Source organism: Ruminococcus sp., assembly GCF_045129435.1.
Lineage (GTDB): Bacteria > Bacillota > Clostridia > Oscillospirales > Acutalibacteraceae > Ruminococcoides.
Genome location: NZ_JBGVJL010000140.1, coordinates 24,441 through 39,254 on the forward strand (window position 1 = coordinate 24,441; position 14,814 = coordinate 39,254).

The following is a 14,814-nucleotide window of genomic DNA, read 5'->3' on the forward strand; positions in this document are numbered from 1 at the left end:
ATATGGACAACGAAAATATGGAAAATGGAGTATTTAATCACGGAAAAATAAAAGATGTTGATGTCAAGGAAGAAATGAAATCAAGCTTTCTTGACTATTCGATGAGCGTTATTATTTCCCGTGCATTGCCAGATGTCCGTGACGGCTTAAAGCCTGTTCACAGGCGTATTCTCTACACAATGTATGAAAAGGGTCTTGAGCCGAACAAGCCGTACCATAAGTGTGCGGATACCGTTGGTGCTGTACTTGGTGCGTATCATCCTCATGGTGATGCCTCCGTTTATGACGCACTTGTTCGTCTTGCACAGGATTTTTCAATGAGATATATGCTGGTTGACGGTCACGGTAACTTTGGTTCTGTTGATGGCGACCCACCGGCTGCCTACAGATATACCGAGGCAAGAATGAGCAAGATTTCTTGCGAAATGCTTACCGATATTGACAAAAAGACGGTTGATTTTCAGCCAAACTTTGATGACAGACTTGAAGAGCCTACCGTACTTCCAAGCAGATTTCCAAACCTGCTTGTAAACGGCTCAGACGGTATTGCCGTTGGTATGGCTACAAAGATTCCGCCACACAACCTCGGCGAAACCATTGATGCAGCCTGTGCGTTGATTGAAAATCCCGATATTGACCTTGCAGGTCTTATGGATTATATGCCGGGTCCGGACTTCCCAACGGGCGGCATTATTATGGGCAGAAGCGGCATCAGAGCGACTTATGCTACAGGCAGAGGTAAAATTACCGTAAGAGCCAAAACTGAGATTGTAGAGGCTAAAAACGGCAGATTTAAGATTATAGTTACCGAACTTCCTTATCAGGTAAACAAGGCAAGACTTATTGAGTACATTGCCGACCTTGTTAAGGACAAGAGAATAGACGGCATTTCTAACATTGAGGATCACTCTGACAGACAGGGCATGCACATTGAGATTGATGTTAAGCGTGAGGCTTCGGCTCAGATTGTGCTTAACAACCTCTTTAACCTTACACAGCTTCAGACAACCTTTGGTGCAATTATGCTTGCCATTGTTGACGGCGTGCCTAAGGTACTTAACCTCAAGGAAATGCTTACAGAGTATGTAAACTTCCAGCAGGAGATTATTCGCAGAAGAACTGAATTTGACCTTAAAAAGGCAAAGGACAGAGAGCATATTCTTGAGGGCTTGAAGATTGCGATTGACTTTATTGACGAGGTTATTGCAATTATCAGAAAGAGTAAGGACCAGGCTTCGGCTAAGGTAAACCTTATGGAACGCTTCGGACTTGATGATGTACAGGCTCAGGCTATTGTGCAGATGCGTTTAGGTCAGCTTACAAATATGGAGCGTAACAAGATTGAAGATGAAATTCAGGCTTTAAGAGCCAAGATTGAAGAATACAACGCAATTCTTGCAGACGAGGGCAGACAGCGTGAGATTATCAAGGAAGAGCTTATTGTTATCAGAAATAAGTTTGCTGACCAGAGAAGAACTGAGATTTGTGCCGTAAGCGGTGAGGTTGACATTGAGGATCTTATTCCTAACGAGGAATGTGTGCTTACACTCACTCAGTTTGGCTATGTTAAGCGTCTTGCGGTTGATACCTACAAGATTCAGAACAGAGGTGGCCGTGGTGTTTCGGGTATGTCACGCAGAGAAGAAGATGTTGCGTCCGAGATGTTCGTAATCAATTCTCATGATTATGTATTGTTCTTTACCGACAAGGGCAGAGTATATCGACTCAAGTGCTATGAAGTGCCTGAGGGAAGCCGCCAGTCAAAGGGTATGAACATTGCTAACCTGTTGCCGATTGCGTCTGACGAAAAGGTAACATCTATGATAAGAGTGCCTGAATTTGATGAGGACAAGTACCTTGTTATGGTTACAAAGCAGGGCATTATCAAGAGAATTTCGCTTAATGCGTACAATACGGCTCGAAAAGGCGGACTTATTGCCCTTGAACTTAACGAGGGTGACGAGCTTGCGTGGGTAAGACTGACTGACGGTAATCAACAGGTTATTGTTGCAACTAAGAACGGTCTTGCTATCAGATTTGAAGAAACAGATGTTCGTCCTATGGGCAGACAGGCAAGAGGCGTAAAGGCTATTTCACTGCGTGAGGGCGACTGCGTTGTGGGTATGTGCGTTGTTAAGAATGACGACCTTATTCTTACTGCGTCTGAAACCGGATTTGGCAGAATTTCAAATGTCAGCGACTACCGCTTGCAGAGCAGAGGTGGTAAGGGTATTACCAACTATCATACAGAGAAATACGGCAGCGTTGCGGCTGTGAGTGCGGTTGAACTCAGTGATGATATTATCATTATTTCGCAGGAGGGCGTAATTATCAGAATTGCGGCTGATACTGTAAGAATTTGCAACCGTCCGAGCAAGGGCGTTACACTTATGAGAATCGGTGAGAATGATAAGGTAGTTACCATTGCAAGAGCACCGCATGAGGACAGCGAAAAGGCAGAAAATGAGGGAGATGGGGAAACCTCTGAAACTCCTGTTGAAGAAACTGCCGAAGTGAACGCTGAAGAAAATACAGAAGAATAAATAAAAATATAGCCTTCCTGTAAAAAGGAGGGCTATAAAAGCTTTTTAAATAATTAAATCTGTTATACAAAATAACAAAAAATTTAGGTCAAGCCTTTTTAAAGGCTTGCGGGTTTGGGCAGAGCCCATAAAAGGTTGTTATTATAATAATTTATTGGGCACAAAAAGTCTTGACTTTTTGTGTACCGAACTACTGTAAAACAGTAGGGTGAATACCCAAAACAATAAAAAATTTTTAATAAAATAAATAAATTTTTCTTGTTATCACAATATTTATGGCTTTCGCCTATTAGTGCAATCACAAAAACAGCAAGCTGTTTTTGCGTGAAACTTTTATGTAATCACAACTATTTGTGGACGCTGTCCACACCTGCAAGCTTTGAAAAGCTTGAGCAAACTTTTATGTTTAGGCATATAGTTTGTTGATTTCAAACTATAATTTCAACCAAAATTTTACGAGGTATAGTATGAAAAAAATTGTGTCTTTACTGCTTGCGTTTATACTTGCTTTTTCCTTTACCGCCTGTGGCGAGAAGAAAACTATCGTCAAGGGCAGCACCGCCTCTCTTGATGAAATTCTTGCTTACACCAAGTACAATGCTCAGGAAAACAGCAGCAATGTAAACGGCAGAAGATATAATATAAATATTGATACATTCACCGAGCACTATAACGAGCTTATGTTCCGCTTTGGCGGTGATGATTATATTAATATTGAGGACTGGAAAAGACTCGGAGAAACCAAGACAGACGCAAACGGCGTGCAGTATTACTGCTACTATTACGATATTGACAAGGCAGAACTTACTGTGTCGGTTGAGGTGGTTTCTAAGAAGATTATGAATGTTGGCTGTGGTACTACTATGTCTAAGTATGTGTCCATTGACGGCGAACATCAGTACAGCGACAGAGTTCTTACAATGGCGGCTGTTATGGCTGTTACTGTAGGCGGTTACACAAGTGATGATATAGAGCTGTTTAAGAAAATTTTTAATCAGACCACGCTCGAAAATCAAAACTCGCTTGCCTACGAAAATAATATCTTTAACCTTTCAACAGGCAAAAAAGACGAGAACAAGGACAGCACCATGCTGTTCAGATATTTTCCGGTGACAGACGAGCACCTGACAGAGTGGAATATTCCGACATATTCAGAGTAAAGAGGTATTGTTATGACTCCCGAAAAGCTTACAGAAATTTTATATCTGGCAGAAAATTTAAAGAAAAATACACGCCATAGCTGGCTTTCAAACGGCAGACGAGAAAGCGTTGCCGAGCATAGCTGGAGGCTGTCGCTTTTTGCGTATTTTGTAAAAGATGAATTTCCAAATGTCGATATGGATAAGGTTTTAAAGATGTGCATTTTCCATGACCTTGGCGAGGCATTCACAGGAGATATTCCGTCATTTTACAAGACAGGCAATGATGAAGAAATTGAAAAGCACAAGCTTACAGAATGGGTAGACACGCTCCCACAGCCGTATAAGGACGATTTAACGGCCTTGTACAGCGAAATGGAGGAGCAGGCAACAGAGGAGGCAAAGCTCTGGAAAGCTCTTGACAAGCTTGAGGCATCTATTCAGCACAACGAAGCTGAAATCCGTACCTGGCTCCCGCTTGAGTACGACCTAAATCCTGTTTACGGCGAAAAAGAGTGCGAATTTAACGAATATACAAAATCTTTGCAGGAATACACAAAGCAGTTGTCTTTGGATAAAATTGCAAAGGAGAGCAAGAAAGATTGAAAAACAGGTAATATGCTGTTATAATACTAACTATACCCTTTGCGGGTGATGGTGGCGAGTTTTATACTCGCCATTTTGTCTTTTCAAAAAGAAATCGTCCGAGTACTTAAATCTCGGACGATTATTCTATGACTATTTACAAACCGGTGTTGAGTCGTTTGTATTTTAAAAAGGTTCTTTTTGAATAGTTGGGGTAAATTATGGTTTAGCAACGGTTGGAAAACTTTTGCTTAAATTAGCACAGAACTTATACTCGAAAATAAAAATTTGGTCAACCTTTTTCAAAGGTTGTGGGTGTGGGCAAAGCCCACAAATACTTTTCTCCTATGCAAAGCTTCGATAGCCAAACAGCAGGCTGTTTGGCGGTTCAAATACAATAGCGAAAGCTTATAACTGCGACAGCACCACAAAAAGCCATTCTTCTTTATTATTTTTTAATGAAGTATTTCTTTTTAATGGCTGTCGCCTGTTTTGTCAAACCTTGATTTAGCACACAAACAGCGTTGCTGTTTGTGCCTGAAAATTTGCAATAAAAACAACTTTTCTTGGGCTTTGCCCAAACCCACGAGCCTTTAAAAAGGCTCGACCTAAATTTCTTTGTCCAAGCAGAAAATTTAGGCAATTTCAATACTTTTAACTCCCGAGCATTACTAAGTCATTGTCGGGAACAAGAAAATTATTACTTTGCAAACTATCTTCTCGTAATAAAAACCATAATTTATCAATATTACCCCAACATTTAAAGCAGCCCATTTAAAAATTATCTGTCTGGAACATTATAATAGAAAGTGCTGCGAGGGGTGCGGTTTCGGCTCTTAAAATTCTCTTGCCGAGCGTTGCGGGCTGACCGCCGTTTGCGATTATTTTATCTACCTCAGCTTGTTCAAATCCGCCCTCACTGCCAATAAACATTGCTATACTTTCAGGCTTTTTATCGAGAATTTTATTTACTTTTTCGCCGCCAAGCTCATAAAAAATAATTTGCTTTTCGATTTCAAGGCTCATTTCTGCCGCTTTTTCAAAGCTTACGCAGTCACAAACCTGCGGAATTATTCCTCGTCTGCTCTGCATTGCCGCCTGCAATGCAATCTTCTGCCAGCGTTCACATTTCTTTTTCAAAGACTTTGCGTCAGGTCTTGACACGCATCTTGCCGAGAGCATAGGAACAATTTTTGAGATACCGAGTTCAACGCATTTTTGTACTATATAGTCCATTTTGTCGCCCTTTGGAAGTGCCTGATACAATGTTACAAACACATCAGGCTCATTTTCACAAGGCTTTTTTTCTGTAATTTTTACCGCTGAATATTCGCTTGTTATTTCGGTTAGCACACATTCGCATTGTGTGTTGTCGGGGGTTACTAATGTAAGCTCTTCGCCCTTTTTCATTCGTAATGATTTTGATATATGCCGAGCATTTTCGCCTGAAATTACATAGGTGTCGGCAGAGATATTTTCATCTGTAAAAAACCAAGCCATTTAAAAAACCTCTTTTTAATTTTATATCCCTAATATACCAAAAATACCGCATAAATGCAAGCTTTTGGCAGGTATGAATATACGCACTTTTGCGTGGCTATACTATATATAGAAAAGAATACCGAAAAAGGGAGTATATGTATGCAGTTAAAAGGCTCAAAAACAGAGGAAAATTTGAAAGCCGCACTTGCCGGCGAATCAATAGCGAGGAACAAATACACATTTTATTCAGCCAAGGCAAAGGAGGACGGCTACGAACAGATTGCCGAGCTGTTTGAAGAAACCGCTAAGAATGAAAAGGCACACGCAGAGATTTGGTACAAGCTTTTGACGGGCAAGCCGAGTACCACAGAAGAAAACCTACAGCTTGCCGCAGACGGAGAATTTTTTGAGTGGAACGAAATGTATCCGGAGTTTGCCAAGACCGCAAAAGAAGAAGGATTTGATTTTATTGCCGGACTGTTTGAAAAGGTGGCGGAGATTGAAAAACAGCACGAGGAAAGATTCAAGACTTTGCTTAACAATGTAAACGATAAACTTGTGTTTTCAAAGGACGGTGAGGCGGTGTGGATATGCCGAAACTGCGGTCATATTTGCGTTGGAAAGACCGCTCCGAAGGTGTGTCCGGTGTGTGCTTACCCACAAAGTTATTTTCAGCTGAAATCTGATAATTATTAAAAAGAAAATTAAATAAAAAATAGTTAAAAATTGAGTTTTAGAGATAAGACTCAATTTTTTATTTTACTTAAAAACACAGTGTTTAAGCCTATAATTAAATATTATAAAGACTTCAATATAGTTATAATTTTGCTTGTAATACTTTTGTAATACATTTCAAAATTTGGTTACAAACCTATTACAAAAAGGTATCTAAAAAGTAAACTTTCATTTTCTTGCAATTTGCCTACAAATTTGCAGGATTTTAATTCAAAAAACGAAAAAATAATTTGCTTAAATAGAAAATTAGTCGAAATCGTTGTGAAAACTATACAAAAACTTCACTTTCTACTTGTTTGACATATTCAAAACATAAGCCTATAATAACGCCGTTGCCTGTGAGCAGTGTTTACACACAGTAAAAACAGCCTTCACATTGCAACCAAATTTTAGAAAAAAGCCAAACGGAAAGCGGTTTTTGCACTTGCAAAAATCACTGAAGAAAGGAAGAATTTCTTATGATGCTAAACACATTTTCAAAGCCTGCAATTAAATGGACAGTCGCAGCAATTCTTTGTGCTACACTTACAGCAGGTGCTTTGGTAAATGCAGCAGCAAACACAGCTACAGCAGACGAGGTTACACCAAGCAAAACTTATGTTGAAAGCTCAACTGAGTTTGAGGTTGGCAACGGCGATGTTGTGGTAAGCACAAACAAAGATTTTAATATGTCCTTTGATGTAATCAAGGCAAACACAATTACTATTGACAACTGCGGTGAGAAGCAGACAATTTCTCTTGCAAAGGGTACAGTTGAGGAGGTTCTTAACAGAACAGGCATTACTCTTGCTGAGAACCAGAGCGTTACACCGTCGCTCAACACAGTTATTCAGGGCGATATGAACATTTATGTTTACAACGCAAAAACTGTTAAGCTCACCACAAACGGCACAGAAATGAGTGTAAAAGCTCCTGAGGGCACAGTAGAGAATGCTCTGAACATTCTCGGCTACAGCGTTACAGACGATGATATTTTAAGCGTTGACAAAAATGCTCAGATTGAGGACGGTATGAAAATCACCCTCAAGAAGGTAAAGTATGTTGACGAGGTTTCTACAGAGAAAATTGCATACGACACAGTTGAGAAGGACTCTGACGAAATTCTCACAGGTGAGTCTGAGGTATCTCAGAAAGGTGTTGACGGTGAAAAGCAAGTAACCAAGAGATGCAAGTACATTGACGGCAAGTACGATTCAACCAAGGTTATTGATGAAAAGGTAACTAAAGAGCCTGTAGATAAGATTGTACTTAACGGCACTAAAAAAGCCACTACAACCGATTCAAGTGGTGCACCAGTTTCATATCGCTATATGGTTTCCGGCTCAGGCACAGCCTACACAGCTGCCCCAGGCTCACTTACAGCCACAGGTGCAGAGGTTTATGAGGGCGGTGTTGCAGTAAACCCGGCTATCATTCCTTACGGCTCAAAGCTTTACATTGAAGCGGCAGACGGAAGCCATGTTTACGGCTATGCTACTGCTATTGACACAGGCGGAGCTTTAATGGACGGCTCAGCTATTGTTGACCTCTTCTACTTCAGCTATGACGATTGCGTAAACTTTGGCAGAAGAGATGTTAATGTGTATGTCCTTTAATATATAAATTTAAGCGGAAGTGCATTAGCCACAGGCTAATAAGGCAGTATTTAAGGATTTAAGGTGTAGTACCGATAATGGGGTTACACCTTTTCTTTTTATTTAAGCGGATTTCTCCGCATTTTTCTGTTATACTCTTTCCATTGTATCAATAAGCTGTTGCTCTGTTGCGAATATTATTCATCTTTCGTACTCACAACATCATATTTTCAGCTTTAAGCTTTTCTGTCAAAAAAATCAGTCATTGATTTTCTTGAATGTTTTAATATATTCATTAAGAAAAAACTTAATATGCTTATCGGTATTTCTATAGTACAAGCCGTATTCAATATTTTTTGTATCTTTTATGGGAATACAAAAAAGCTTGTCATCTCTTGAAACTAAAAAGCCGGGCAGTATAGCGATTCCGTATCCGCATTTCGCAAGTAAAATACTTTCACTTTCACTTTCGCTGACTATATGCGTATGATCTTGTGCGTGCAGAGCCAAAAACTCCTGCAATTTATTACCCTTTATAAACGGAATATTTTTTGGCGGAAGTGTAATCAAACTTTTTTCTGCCAATTGCTGTACCGATAATTCTTTTTCTTTAGCAAGTGGATCGCTCGGTAGCATCAGTGCATAGCTTTCATAACAAAATAGCTTTTTGTATGTTCCTTGATTTGACAAATCGTGAGTTGCTATTGCAATTTCAAGCTGTTGGTTTTCATAAAGATTTTTTAAATCAAAAAAGTCTTTTGCAATTATTTTCGGTTGAACATAAGGAAACTGCTCTTTTATTTGTTTTAGTATCGGTTCGATTTTTTTAAATTCATTTTCACTCATACAGCCTATACGAAAAACAATGTTTTGAGATTTATCGTAATTTTGAAAACGGTTTTTTGTATCTTCCATTTTCATATAAATATCTTTTGCGTCATAATAAAATTTTTCGCCTTGTTCGGTTAATTTAACTATGCGTGAATTTCTGTAAAAAAGCCGTGTGCCAAGTTCTTCCTCCAAATTTTTGATATGATGGGTAACGGTAGGCACGGACAAATACAGTGCCTCTGCCGCTTTGGTAAAATTAAGTCTTTCTGCCACATATATAAAACATTCAAGCTGTTGTGATGTCATATTATGCACCTCTGATTATTTTTTATTTTATTATAATAAAAACAGTTTCTTTTATCAAGCATTAGCTTTTATCTAACGATGTTTATTTATATGTAATTCTATATTATGCTTATTTCTGCTATAATCTTGTATGAAAAATACAAGGGAGAGTGAGTATATGAAAGAACAAAAGATGGAAACTATGCCGATAAACAAACTACTGCTCAATATGGCGGCACCGATGATTTTGTCTATGATTATAGGTGCACTTTATAATATTGTTGACAGTATTTTCGTAAGTAATTACAGCGAGGACGCACTGACGGCAGTATCACTTGCATTTCCGATTCAAAACATTATTGTGTCGCTTGGTACGGGCGTAGGTGTCGGTGTCAACGCTTTGCTTTCTCGTTTGTTAGGCGAGAAAAAACAAAATGAAGTTAATAAAACAGCAGGAAACGGGCTCGTTTTAGGTGCAACAGTATATTTGATTTTATTGATATTCGGTTTGTTTTTTGTAAAAAGCTTTTATAAAATTCAAACTGAAAATGAATCAATATGCGATATGGGATACTCGTATTTATCGGTTATCAGTATATTTTCCTTCGGTCAGATTTTTCAGCTTATTTTTGAAAGATTACTTCAATCAACAGGACGAACCTCGTTTACTATGGTAACTCAAATAACAGGTGCGGTAATAAATATAATACTTGACCCGATTCTTATTTTCGGCTATTTCGGTTTTCCATCAATGGGCACAAAGGGTGCTGCAGTGGCGACTGTAATAGGTCAAATCGTTGCTATGATACTTGGTATAATCTTCAATTTGAAATTCAATAAGGAAATACAATTTTCTTTTAAAAATATTAAGTTAGAAAAATATTATGTAAAAAGAATTTGCAAGGTCGGTATTCCGGCGGGCATTACAATGTTTATCAGCAGTATAATGTCCTTTGGAATTAACAAGATTTTGCTTGGATTTTCTACAACTGCAGCGGCGGTTTTCGGTGCATATTTTAAGCTGTACACCTTTGTTTCTATGGCGGCATTCGGTCTTAATAACGCACTTATATCCATTGTTGCATATAACCTCGGAACTAAAAAATATGACAGAATAAATAAAGCAATCAAATTAAGCGGTATTTATTCAGCTTTAATCGGAGCAATAGGATTGGTGCTTTTGCAGGTTTTGCCAAAACAAATTATGCAGGCATTCAATGCGTCAAGTATAATGACTGCAATAGGAGCACCTGCACTGAGAATAACAAGTTTAAGCTTTATTTTTGCCTGTGTTTCAATTATGGCTTGCTACGCTTTGCAGGGCTTGAGTATCGGCACACCGAGTATGATTATTTCGGTGGCAAGACAGGTTATCATTCTTTTACCCATGGCTTACTTTTTAGGGAAAGCAATGGGAGTGACGGGTGTTTGGTGGGCATTTCCGATAACAGAGTTTGTTGTTATGATAGTTGCGCTTATATTTCTTAAGCAATCACTAAGCAAATTAACATTTTTAAAATAAATCATACTCTGATTTGCTTTTTGAGTTCATCTTGCAATGTAAGACTTGACAAAAAATAATCGCCTTGTAGAGTATAATCACCGCCGAAATTTTCAAAAATTGTTTTTATATCGAATCTTCCTTGAATTTGGTAATTTTATTATACCGAATACAAAATGAAAAGACCAATGTGCGGATTTCAGATACAGAAAAAGGCTCTTATATTTTACAGTCAAAGCCTCATTCTGCCATTGCAATACCTTGGTTTTATTAAGTTTTATCATACTGCATTATAAAGCCTTGGCATTTGCATTTCCGCTTTTTTCTATAAAAATAATATAATGCTTGATTTATCTTGAAATATAAGCTATAATATACGAAAAGTGTAATTTTGCATTGAAAGGATTTTGAAATATGAAGAAGATTATCTCTGCATTGTTGATGGCATCTGTAATTGCAATTTCAGCAGCAGGCTGTGGATATAATGACGCTCTCGATCAGGCATCTAAGGCAAATGAGCAGACTACCTCAGCAAGCCAGTCATCAGAGGCTACAGCTGACGAAACCGACAAGGTTGTTTATACAAACTACAAAAATAGCTTTGACGGTCTTTGCAAGTATATGCAGGATAAGAAATACTATACAGAAAACACCACAAAGACAGAGATGGACGCATCTTTCATTGGTGCTAAGCAGGGTGTTAAGTACAGCGTAAGCTCTAACCTTGCTATTGAGCTTTATGAGTACGACACAAAGAATCTTAATGATACTGCAAAAGAGATTGTAAACGAGGTCAAGGAAAGCAATAGCTTTACTATTATTGAGGGCTATCCTGTAAATGCTGCTTACCTTTCAGCAGACGGTCATTATCTTATGATTTACAATGATTCTAAGATTGACAAGAACAATCCAGATAAAAATTCAAACGAGTATAAGGCTCGTGAAAATGCAGTAAAAGATTTTAATGAATTTTACGCTAAATAATTAAGCATAACAAAAAGGAGATACCGAGCGTGGTATCTCCTTAATATTTTGGTTTAAATGTTTAGATAAATTATAATTGAGTAGAAAGCTTCAGATAAATAATAAAAAATTTAGGTCGAGCCTTTTTAAAGGCTCGTGGGTTTGGGCAACGCCCAAGAAAAGCTATTTCTATATCAGTTTACAAGACACAAACAGCAACGATGTTTGTGTGCTAAAACAAAGTTTGATAAAATAGGCGACAGCCTTTTTAATAAGAAATAATTTATAAATAGAAAAATATCTTTTCTGTTTTGAGTTGCTGTCGCAATTATAAGACTTTCGCCATTTAGTTCAAGCCACCAAACAGCAAGCTGTTTGGCTATCAAAATTTTGTATTATCTAAAGTATTGTGGGCTTTGCCCACACCCACAACCTTTGAAAAAGGTTGACCAAATTTTTTTGTTATAATTTTTTCAACTATTGGCAAGAGTCAATTTATTCTCAAAACTTATTACCGCAATATGGGCAGAATTTCATATTTTCAGGTGACTTTTCACCGCAGCTTGAGCAAACCTTTTCGTCAGGTTTATTATCCTCTTTTTCATTATTACCAAATACAACAGGCTGCGGCACAAAGTTCTGTGGCGGTGTTATCGGCTGAACAGGTGTTTGTGGTGCATTATTATTATTTTTTGCATACGGATTTTCGTATGTATTCGCCACAGGTCTTACAGGAGCATTACTCGGCTGTTTAATCCCTTGACTAAAGTTCGGATTATAGTTTGGTGCAACAGGCGGCACAAACGGTGCAGAGTTATTCTGATTAACCGGTGTCTGCGGTGCATTGTTATGAATTGGAGCAGAATCAGAATAAAAGCGAGTAGCTTCGTTATCGGTAGGAGTCAGCACAAGGTTGTTTGTAATTTTCTTTACATAGAAGTAATACATAAGAGCGGTAATGCCAAGCAAAAGATACGGAAGCATACTTACAATTATCTTTATAATTACAAGAGAAATATTGTCGGTAAGAATTTCATAATACGATACTTTAATTCTTTCAATATCTCCTTGAACATATTCAGGCGGTATAAGGCTAATCAAAAATTCAACAACATCTACAAGCTTTACAATCATAGTATATGGAATGATTGTAGCAACAGCAGAAGTGATGCAGCCTAAAACAGAAGCAACAAAAGCAAACACAGAGCTTTTCTTTGTAATGAATACCGATGTGAGCGAATACCTAACACTCTTGGTAAACTTGGAAATAGCAAAGTACATAAGAGTAATAAAGATACTGTTTACAAGGTTTACGGTTACAAGAATGATTATTGTCTGAAACACGTCTTCAGGAATTACATTGTTGTTTACAATTAAAATAATTCCGAGCACCAAAAGCAATGCTGTCATAAGTGCATTAAGAATTGCAAAAGCAATGGAAGTCACCCTTGCCACCATAATTGCTGCGTTTAGCTTTACAAAAGGCTTGCGACTTCTGGACTTAAAGTAAAGCATAAAGAATGAAATTGCAAAAAGAACTGTTACAATATCAAAACTGAGTGAAAGAGATATACTGTTGTCTGAATTAATATAGTATGGTGTGAGCATTAATGACAGCAGCGGCTCAAAAATCATATAAATGCTTGGCAGGCAATACGCTATTGCCGTTATCAGTATAATAGGCTTTCTAAAGAAATCTCTCAGCACATTTACATTATGCTGGTAAGGATTAAAAGGTTGATTCATAGTTATCCTCCTAAGTATTATTATTTATATTTTATAGTATAGAATAATTAATTGCAATACAAAGATATAAATTATAAAAAGTTGTCGATAAAAAAAGAGATACCCCGCAGAGTATCTCTTTAGCTTAAAGTCTTTTACCGCAATTAGAGCAGTATTGATTATTACAAGCCTGCCTTGTTCCACACGACGAGCAGTACTTTACAGATGTATTATAGGTAATTGTTTCTGGAACATCTGCATTGGCTTTATTGGCAAGCCTGCGGTATCTGATACCGTTAATCAGCATAAATACAGGCGGAACAGACAAGAAAACAGAACTTACTACTGCAAAAATAAATTCAAATATAAGAATCTCAGAATTTGTACAGTTATAAAATAAGTAGAAAAATGCTAAAACAAGAGCATGAAATAATTCTTTGTAAAAAAAGTAAGTGTACAGCGGTAACAATATTGAGATTATAAGACTCAGTGTAGCACCAATTATAAAAAGAGTTGTACCTTTTTTATTTAGATATGGAGAAGCTATAGTCTTTTGGGTATTTGACGAAAATATGGACAAGGATAAGTAAATAAGAGTATTACCAGCAAATTTTCCAAAGACAAAATATAATATAATAAGAAGATTGCGTTTTTCTAATGTATCCTCAATACTTTCTGCTGTATGCTGAAATGTAAATAAAAAAGTGCAATACAGACTGAGTAATAGAATTGATAAAGTGACAAATCCGACTATTACCGTTGATATAAGCGATGCAATCTTTAAAAAGCTTAAACCACTGTCAGGATTGAAAAGCTTTGTTTTGCTTCTTGCAGTTGCAAACAGTATTATAATTCCTATTGATACTATTAACGAAACCGTTGACGGACTAAACAGAATAGAAATTATTGCCGTAATAAGAATAAGCGGACTGCTAAAGTATTTTTTTAGATATCCGGTACTGTGTAGGTTTACATATATAAGATTATTCATAATAGTAAATCTCCCTGTTAATTTAAAAGCAATTATAATTTTTGTCTTTTAATATTCATTATGGTTAATATTTTATTATATTAAAGATTTAATTGCAATAGTATTTAGAAAATATAATTATTCATAATAATGCTGTAATGTGCAACCACAAGATATTGTGGTTGCGTAAAGAAAATGTCGAATATAGTCTAATTTACAATAAAAAGTAAATTTTTTAAAGTTTTTTTAAAAAAAGTGTTGACATTTGGTAAAGCAAATGATATAATAGTTGAGCACTTGAGAGTGACACGGAAAAATCCGATAAACACTCAACAAAATTAGTGCGTAGGACCTTGAAAATTAAACAACGAGAAAGATAAAGGAACCCGTAATACTTTGAGGATACTCAAAGATTTACAGTGAGATGCACACAACAAAGCATCAGAAATTACGGATACGTTAGTATTCGGAATGAGCGATT

11 protein-coding genes are annotated in these 14,814 nt (G+C 37.3%); 7 read left to right on the top strand and 4 right to left on the bottom strand.

The annotated features are described in order from the left end of the window. The first annotated feature begins 2 nt into the window (after nt 1-2). From gyrA to ACJMMI_RS06825, 3 genes are all read left to right on the top strand, one after another. Nucleotides 3-2,543 (top strand): DNA gyrase subunit A, encoded by a 2,541-nt coding sequence (gyrA, locus tag ACJMMI_RS06815; protein WP_405354462.1) that lies wholly within the window; start codon nt 3-5, stop codon nt 2,541-2,543. 467 nt (nt 2,544-3,010) lie between these two features. Further along, a complete protein-coding gene (locus ACJMMI_RS06820; protein ID WP_405354464.1) occupies nt 3,011-3,703 on the top strand; it encodes a hypothetical protein in 693 nt (230 codons plus the stop codon). A gap of 12 nt (nt 3,704-3,715) precedes the next feature. Continuing rightward, nucleotides 3,716-4,288: an HD family hydrolase gene (locus ACJMMI_RS06825; protein ID WP_405354465.1), complete on the top strand. Its 573-nt coding sequence runs from the start codon at nt 3,716-3,718 to the stop codon at nt 4,286-4,288. A 753-nt stretch (nt 4,289-5,041) separates the two neighbouring features. Here ACJMMI_RS06825 and ACJMMI_RS06830 read toward each other — a convergent pair. After that, the gene (locus tag ACJMMI_RS06830; protein WP_405354466.1) at nt 5,042-5,767 is read right to left on the bottom strand and encodes a 16S rRNA (uracil(1498)-N(3))-methyltransferase; all 726 of its coding nucleotides are present in this window, start codon (nt 5,765-5,767) and stop codon (nt 5,042-5,044) included. 141 nt (nt 5,768-5,908) lie between these two features. Between ACJMMI_RS06830 and rbr the strand changes: the two genes are divergently transcribed. Then, a complete protein-coding gene (rbr, locus tag ACJMMI_RS06835) occupies nt 5,909-6,445 on the top strand; it encodes a rubrerythrin (RefSeq protein ID WP_405354469.1) in 537 nt (178 codons plus the stop codon). Between the two features lie 497 nt (nt 6,446-6,942). After that, the gene (locus ACJMMI_RS06840) at nt 6,943-8,079 is read left to right on the top strand and encodes a G5 domain-containing protein (protein ID WP_405354470.1); all 1,137 of its coding nucleotides are present in this window, start codon (nt 6,943-6,945) and stop codon (nt 8,077-8,079) included. 237 nt (nt 8,080-8,316) lie between these two features. Here the strand turns inward: ACJMMI_RS06840 and ACJMMI_RS06845 are convergent, their stop codons facing one another. Continuing rightward, nucleotides 8,317-9,195 (bottom strand): LysR family transcriptional regulator, encoded by an 879-nt coding sequence (locus ACJMMI_RS06845; protein WP_405354472.1) that lies wholly within the window; start codon nt 9,193-9,195, stop codon nt 8,317-8,319. A 157-nt stretch (nt 9,196-9,352) separates the two neighbouring features. Here ACJMMI_RS06845 and ACJMMI_RS06850 point away from each other — a divergent pair, with 157 nt between their 5' ends. Together ACJMMI_RS06850 and ACJMMI_RS06855 are read left to right on the top strand one after the other, a co-directional pair. Next, nucleotides 9,353-10,696 carry an MATE family efflux transporter gene (locus ACJMMI_RS06850; RefSeq protein ID WP_405354474.1) on the top strand — a complete coding sequence of 448 codons (1,344 nt, stop codon included), beginning with the start codon at nt 9,353-9,355 and terminating at the stop codon, nt 10,694-10,696. Nucleotides 10,697-11,089: 393 nt separating this feature from the next. Next, complete coding sequence (locus tag ACJMMI_RS06855) at nt 11,090-11,659, top strand: hypothetical protein (protein ID WP_405354476.1); 570 nt, start codon at nt 11,090-11,092, stop codon at nt 11,657-11,659. A 480-nt stretch (nt 11,660-12,139) separates the two neighbouring features. Here ACJMMI_RS06855 and ACJMMI_RS06860 read toward each other — a convergent pair whose 3' ends face one another. Further along, nucleotides 12,140-13,384, bottom strand: coding sequence for a hypothetical protein (locus ACJMMI_RS06860; protein ID WP_405354477.1), 1,245 nt, complete (start codon nt 13,382-13,384; stop codon nt 12,140-12,142). Between the two features lie 124 nt (nt 13,385-13,508). Next, the gene (locus ACJMMI_RS06865; protein WP_405354478.1) at nt 13,509-14,354 is read right to left on the bottom strand and encodes a hypothetical protein; all 846 of its coding nucleotides are present in this window, start codon (nt 14,352-14,354) and stop codon (nt 13,509-13,511) included. Nucleotides 14,355-14,814: the final 460 nt, after the last annotated feature.